This window comes from Mycobacterium sp. (assembly GCF_032162105.1).
Classification (GTDB): domain Bacteria; phylum Actinomycetota; class Actinomycetes; order Mycobacteriales; family Mycobacteriaceae; genus Mycobacterium.
Genome location: NZ_JAVRPS010000015.1, coordinates 1 through 6,532 on the forward strand (window position 1 = coordinate 1; position 6,532 = coordinate 6,532).

At 63.4% G+C, this 6,532-nt stretch carries 7 protein-coding genes; 6 read left to right on the forward strand and 1 reads right to left on the reverse strand.

Going from position 1 to position 6,532, the window contains the following annotated elements:
• The 5 genes from QOC69_RS00550 to QOC69_RS00570 form a co-directional block, all read left to right on the forward strand.
• Positions 1 to 886, forward strand: an 886-nt coding sequence (locus QOC69_RS00550) for a KUP/HAK/KT family potassium transporter (protein WP_526435297.1), incomplete at its 5' end; no start/stop codon positions are given.
• Between the two features lie 148 nt (positions 887 to 1,034).
• Positions 1,035 to 1,916 carry a 3-hydroxyacyl-CoA dehydrogenase gene (locus QOC69_RS00555; RefSeq protein ID WP_526435299.1) on the forward strand — a complete coding sequence of 294 codons (882 nt, stop codon included), beginning with the start codon at positions 1,035 to 1,037 and terminating at the stop codon, positions 1,914 to 1,916.
• A 15-nt stretch (positions 1,917 to 1,931) separates the two neighbouring features.
• Positions 1,932 to 2,900 (forward strand): 3-hydroxyacyl-CoA dehydrogenase family protein, encoded by a 969-nt coding sequence (locus QOC69_RS00560; RefSeq protein ID WP_526435301.1) that lies wholly within the window; start codon positions 1,932 to 1,934, stop codon positions 2,898 to 2,900.
• A 5-nt stretch (positions 2,901 to 2,905) separates the two neighbouring features.
• Complete coding sequence (locus QOC69_RS00565; protein WP_526435303.1) at positions 2,906 to 4,414, forward strand: CoA transferase; 1,509 nt, start codon at positions 2,906 to 2,908, stop codon at positions 4,412 to 4,414.
• Positions 4,415 to 4,475: 61 nt separating this feature from the next.
• Entirely contained in the window at positions 4,476 to 5,480 is a 1,005-nt protein-coding gene (locus QOC69_RS00570; RefSeq protein WP_526435305.1) for a pirin family protein, read from the forward strand.
• 80 nt (positions 5,481 to 5,560) lie between these two features.
• On the opposite strand, the gene QOC69_RS00575 is transcribed toward QOC69_RS00570, so the two are convergent.
• Entirely contained in the window at positions 5,561 to 5,731 is a 171-nt protein-coding gene (locus tag QOC69_RS00575) for a hypothetical protein (protein WP_526435307.1), read from the reverse strand.
• Between the two features lie 324 nt (positions 5,732 to 6,055).
• Here QOC69_RS00575 and QOC69_RS00580 point away from each other — a divergent pair.
• Positions 6,056 to 6,532, forward strand: a 477-nt coding sequence (locus QOC69_RS00580; RefSeq protein WP_526435309.1) for a DUF2252 family protein, incomplete at its 3' end; no start/stop codon positions are given.

Here is a 6,532-nt window from a genome sequence, read left to right on the forward strand (position 1 = left end):
CGGTCAGGTCTACATGCCGTGGATCAACGGCATGCTGATGGTGGCGGTCCTGATCCTCGTGTTCGCCTTCCGCAGCTCGGCGGCACTGGCTTATGCCTACGGGATGGCGGTGACCGGAACGATCACCATCACGACGGTGCTGTTCCTCTACATCGCCCACATGAGATGGCGGGTTCCGCTGTGGCTCATCGTCATTGGCGGCGGCGCGCTGTTGGGTTTCGATCTGCTGTTCGTGGCGGCGAACCTGACCAAGCTCATCCACGGCGCGTGGCTGCCGCTGCTGATCGCCATTGCAACGTTCACGGTCATGATCACCTGGCAACGCGGCAGCACGATCGTCACCCGCAAGCGTGAGATCGCAGAGGGACCACTGCAGGCGTTCGTCGATCAACTATCAAGACGCCGCGGGCTACTGCGGGTCCCTGGCACGGCGGTCTTTCTCAACCGCGGCAACAAGACCGCGCCGTTGGCTCTGCGCGCAAACGTCGAGCACAACGACGTCCTCCACGAGCACGTGGTGATCGTGACGATCAATACGTTGCCGATTCCGCGGGTCGGTGACTCCGAGCGCATCGAGATCGATCCACTCGGCCACACTCACGACGGAATCATCCACGTGACCGTACGTTTCGGGTACATGGAAACGCCTGACGTCCGCGACGCGTTGCGTCTGCTCGAGCCGACGAAGACCGAGGGATCGATCGCGATCGATGACGCTTCGTATTTCTTGTCGAAGATCGAACTGACGAGGGGCGACGCTCCGACCATGCCCGCTTGGCGTACGAATCTCTTCATCGCCACGTCCAAGCTGAGCGCCGACGCCGCCGAGTCCTTCGGCCTGCCCCGAGACCGGACCCTGATCGTCGGGTCGCGGATCGAGGTTTGACGGTGTCATTGCGGACAACCTGCGCTGCTGATCGCTGTCCACAATCACAACGACATCGTCATCTGCTCGCGCAACGATGGAATTGCCTGGCGCAGAGGTGAATCGGGCACTCGGCACCGGTTTCTACTGACTACTTGGAGTGAAGCACATGGGTCACCTGTTCCTGCTCGACCTCAGCGACAACCGCGTCGTCTCGCTCAATTCGGACGGCTCCGACCGCAAGGTCATCGCCACCGGATGTAGATACCCCGACGGCATCGCGGTCGATGTCGCAGCGGGACAAATCTATTGGACCAATATGGGGAACCCCAAGGCGAACGACGGCTCCGTCGAGCGAGCCGATCTCGACGGGCTGAATCGAATGGCGATCGTGCCCCAGGGCGGCACGTTCACTCCCAAGCAGATCCAGCTCGAGGCGAAGAGCCGAAAGCTGTACTGGTGCGACCGCGAGGGCATGCGCGTGATGCGCGCCGACCTCGATGGTTCGAACGTCGAGACGCTCGTGGACGCGAGTCAGGGCGACCCGCGACCGGGTCCGGACGCCACGAAGTGGTGCGTGGGCGTGGCCATCGATGTCGATGGCGGCAAGGTCTACTGGACGCAAAAGGGCCCCGACAACGCAGGCAAGGGCCGCATCCTCCGCGCTGGCATCGACGTCCCCCCAGGACAGACGGCGTCCAACCGAGCGGACATCGAAGTTCTCTACGACGGGCTTCCCGAGCCGATCGATCTGGATCTCGATCTCAAGAATCGCGTCCTGTATTGGACCGATCGGGGCGACCCACCGCGCGGCAACACGGTCAATCGCGCGCCGATGGATTCGGGTTCGTTGGACCGCCCCGCCCCTGAAATCGTGCTCACGCACTTGATGGAAGGAATCGGCATCGCCCTGGATCTAGCGGGCGACCGAATGTTCGTCACCGACTTCGGGGGCAACGTGCTCGAGGCCAAGCTCGATGGATCGGACGCGAAACCGTTGCTCGTCGCTCAAGGAAACCTCACCGGCATCGCGTATGCCGAAATCTCTTGAAAGGGAGAAGTCATCGTGTCATTCGAAAAACCAATTCGCCGCATTGCGATCGTCGGTACGGGCGTCATCGGCGCCAGCTGGGCGGCTCAGTATTTGGCGCGCGGGCTAGACGTCGTTGCGACCGACCCGGCTCCAAACGCGGAGGCCAACTTGCGCAACTATGTCGACGAGGCCTGGGGACAGCTCGAAGAAATCGGCTTGTCACCGGGCGCATCGCGTGACCGCTTGAGCTTCACGACAGACTCGGATCAGGCGTTCGCGGAGGCCGACTTCGTCCAGGAGAACGGACCCGAGCGGCCTGACTTCAAGAAGAAGTTGTTCGCGGCGATCGATGAAGCGACGCCGGTCGATTCGATCATCGCCTCGAGTTCGTCGGGCATCACGCCGAGCGTCATCCAGTCGGCTTGCAAGCACCCGGAAAGAGTCATTGTGGGCCACCCGTTCAATCCGCCGCACATCGTCCCACTCGTCGAGGTGGTTGGCGGCACCAAGACATCACCCGAAGCCATCGAGCGGGCGATGCGCTTCTACGCATCGATCGGCAAGAAACCCATCCATCTGCGCAAGGAACTGCCAGGACACGTGGCCAACCGGCTACAGGCGGCACTGTATCGGGAGATGCTCCACCTGATCGAACAAGACGTGCTGAGCGTCGAGGAAGCCGACACCGCGGTTAGCTACGGACCCGGACTGCGCTGGGGCGTGATGGGCCAGAGCCTGCAGTGGCATGTCGGCGGGGGAGCGGGCGGCATCAACCACTTCATGGAGCAGCTCATGGACCCGCTTGCCGCAATGATGCAGACCCTCGGAAATCCACAGGTGACCCCCGAACTCAAACACACCATCGTTGACGGCGTGATGCGCGAGGCCGCCGGACGCTCGGTCGACGAGCTCGCCCGTGCAGAGAACGAGGTCATCATCGGGCTCCTTCGGCTGCGCGCCAATGGCGCGAGCCCGCAGTCTGTGGAGAGGGAAACGGCGTGAGTTCCGTGTTCACGGCAGGCGCAACTCGGCTGACACACGAACTCGAAACGGCACTCGAGAACCCGGCAACTTCACAAGGGTTCGATCTGCTGGCGCACACGAACGAGGTGCTGAGCGACGTCGGGCTGACTGCCGCGGACAGCGGTGGACGACTTTCGTTCTACGGGCAGGACCCGATCATCCCCAGCCCGCATCGGTTCGGTGCCATGGCTGCGATCGGCCTGGCCGCGAAGTCTGTCGCCGCCGCAGCCCTATGGCGGGCGAGAACCGGTAAAGGGCAGGGCGTCCACGTCGACGTTCGGAAAGCCCTTCGGCGGTTCTGCGGATTCTATGAAGGAAAATGGGAGACAGTAAACGGGCGTGCTCCCGCGATGGGCGGATTTGCGAACAACCCATTCCTCGAACTTCCGATCTTCCACAAGACACGAGATGGGCGCTACGTGGTCGCCCTGGATTTCTACCCTCGATCGAAGACGGACACGCTCAAATTCCTCAGGTGCACCGACAGCCTCGCATCCATCGAGAACGCCATACTGCAGTGGCGCGCGGACGATTTGGAGGCCGCCGCAGCGGAGGAAGGTCTGGTTCTCGCGAAGGTGCGAACCATCGAAGAGTTTCTCAAAGAGCCGCAATACACCGAAGTGCTCTCCACGATGCCTCTGATCACGGTGGAGAAGATCGGTGACAGCGAACCCATGCCGTTCAAGAAGGACGGACAGAATCCGCTGGACGGCATCCGCGCGTTCGGGATGGGGCACGTGATTGCGGGAGGGGCGATGGGCCGGGACCTCGCGATGTACGGCGCGGACGTCCTTAACATCTGGCGGCCCAACGCCACCGAGGTCGAGTCCTTTGCCTGGGATGTACAGGTTGGGATGCGCTCCACCATCCTGGACAGCTCCAAGGAGGATCGCGCCAAGTTCGACCACCTGCTGAAGGATGCCGACGTCTTCTTCGCCAACAAGCGCCCCGGCTATCTGGAACGAAACGGACTTACCGCCGAAGAGTTGTGCGCGACGAAGCCCGGACTGATCCACGCCAAGGTCGTCCTCCATGGCGACACAGGGCCATGGTCGAACCGTCCCGGCTTCGATGAGATCGGCGCAGCCGTATCGGGCGTCTTCTGTATCGAAGGGTCGCCCACGTTTCCCAAATCGCCGGCTATCGTGCCGATTTGCGACAACGTGGTGGGCTGGCTCGGAACGGTCGGGATACTCGAGGCGTTGCGCAGGCGGGCGGCGGAGGGTGGCAGCTATCGGGTCGTCGTGTCTCTCACCCGAACCGTGCTCTGGCTGCTTTCGCTGGGGATCTTCGACAAGGAGTACGCCGCGGCTACGGCCGGATCGAGCGACGAGCACACCTATGTCGCTCCCGATCTGTTCACTGCGGAGACTCCGCTCGGCACCTACCAGGGAATGACCGACCAGGTGGTCATGTCGCGAACGAAGGAGTCCTACCGAACGGTGCTGGCGCCGCGCGGTTCATCGAAGCCGCACTGGCTGGAACTTCGATGATCGCCCCGACACGGGCGTCCGCCCCGATCGTCATGAACCACCGACCTGACGGGAGTCGATCATGCCCGCTGTGACGGCCGACTATTTGAGGTTGCCGCGGCTCGAGGGGCCGCCGCGTGGCGCTGTTGAGCGTCCGGTGCTGAATGTGACCACGGCGTCGACCGGCCTTGAAGGAGAAGGCTTTCCCGTTCACCGGGCCTTTGCCGGGGTGTCGGGTGCGCTTCTCGATCCGTTCTTGCACATGGACCAGATGGGCGCGGTGCAGTACGCGCCCGGTGAGCCCAAAGGCACACCGTGGCATCCGCATCGGGGGTTCGAAACGGTGACCTACATGATCGACGGTCGCTTTCAGCACCAGGACTCGCATGGGGGCGGTGGGATGATTCAGGACGGCGCCACCCAGTGGATGACGGCCGGTTCCGGGATCTTGCACATCGAGACGCCGCCGGAGGACTTGGTGATGTCGGGCGGCCTGTTCCATGGCGTGCAGTTGTGGGTGAATCTGCCCGCGAAGAAGAAGATGATCCCGCCTGCCTACCAGGGTATCGACGCCGCCGCGGTGAAGCTGGCGGTGTCCGCCGATGCGGGCGCGTTGGTTCGGGTGATTGCCGGCGAGGTCGGTCGCCACCGAGGCCCGGGGTCGACACACACGCCCATCACGCTGATCCATGCAACCGTTTCGCCGGGCGCGCGATTGCAATTGCCGTGGGATCCGTCCTCTAATGCGCTCGTTTACGTTCTTGCTGGCGCTGGGCGCGTGGGTAGCGAGGGCCGACCGGTACGTGACGGTCAGCTGGTTGTGTTCGGCCGCGGCGATTGGTTCGAGGTCCGCGGTGATGACCGCCAAGACTCGCACAGTCCGGCCCTGGAGCTGCTCATCTTGGGTGGCCAGCCCATTCGCGAACCCGTCGCGGCCTATGGGCCCTTCGTGATGAACACCAAGGCCGAATTGGGCCAGGCCCTCGCGGACTTCGACGCCGGGTTGTTCGGTCAGATCCCACCCAACGCCCTGATGCCCCACGTCCCGGACCCAGCCCCGATACGCACCGAAGAAACCGGGATCTGAGCCCTCGACGGCCGGTGCCGGCTGGTCCTGACACGCATCGAGCGTGACGCTTGGCGTCACGCTCGGGTGCGAAAGCTGGGTTACGCGGCGGCTGGCAGCAGGCCGACGGCCGGGCGGAACTGGCGGACCGGGCGGGCCGGGCGAGCAGCGAGGTTTTCGCGCCAGTTGCCGAACTCGTAAACGACGGTGACGGCGATCGGAATGAACAGCGGGGACAGAACCATCAGGAAGAGGATGATCGCGAACAACATGGTTCTCTCGCATTCTCCGCGAAGCGGATCGTAGGTCTGTGTTGTGGTGGAGAACTCGTCGCTGAATTCCTGAACAGAAATCTACGAGCGAAACCGCAGCTCAGCGATGTCGCGCCAAGACCAACTTTCGACGGCGTCTTATCGTCGGGAGACAAACGTGCGCATACGATGCAATCGAGGAGGCCCAGCATGCCGCACCTGATGCACGAGCCAACGCTGCGGCGCTCAGCGTCTGACCCCGGGACCGTCGGCCCCGGGCGGTGACCTCGCGTGGACGCATCGGTAGCGCAAAGGCGAGACCTCGGGCGTGACTGCCGTTCGGTGATGCCCAGGTCGGCGCTGGCAGAGTTCAGTCCGCCGCAGAACCGTCCGAACCCGGTCGACTTGCTCGAGTCGGAGGCCGCGGTTCGGATCACGGACCTGTTGCGGGTGCGATACGGCCGGATGCTGCGATCGAAATTCGCATTCTTCCGCGGCGCCGCACTGATCATGGCGTCCGACTTGGCGTCCGGCCGGCGCACTGGCCTCACCGCGCAACTGTGTGGCGACGCGCATGTGTCGAACTTCGGACTGTTCGCGTCGCCCGAGCGAAGCCTGGTCTTCGATATCAACGACTTCGACGAGACACTGCCGGGTCCTTGGGAGTGGGATGTCAAGCGGCTAGTGGCAAGCGTGGCGATCATCGCACAGGACAACGGCTTTGGTCCCGAAGAGCGCGAGCGCGTCGTGCGAAGCTGCGCGCGCGCCTACCGCGATCGGATGCGCACGCTAGCGACGATGCGTGAACTCGCCGTGTGGTAC

What these genes read in the sequence shown, in the direction of transcription:
- QOC69_RS00555 (WP_526435299.1), top strand. Translation starts at nt 1,035, where the DNA reads ATGGGTCACCTGTTCCTGCTCGACCTCAGCGACAACCGCGTCGTCTCG.
- QOC69_RS00570 (WP_526435305.1), top strand. Translation starts at nt 4,476, where the DNA reads ATGCCCGCTGTGACGGCCGACTATTTGAGGTTGCCGCGGCTCGAGGGG.
- QOC69_RS00575 (WP_526435307.1), bottom strand. Translation starts at nt 5,731, where the DNA reads ATGTTGTTCGCGATCATCCTCTTCCTGATGGTTCTGTCCCCGCTGTTC.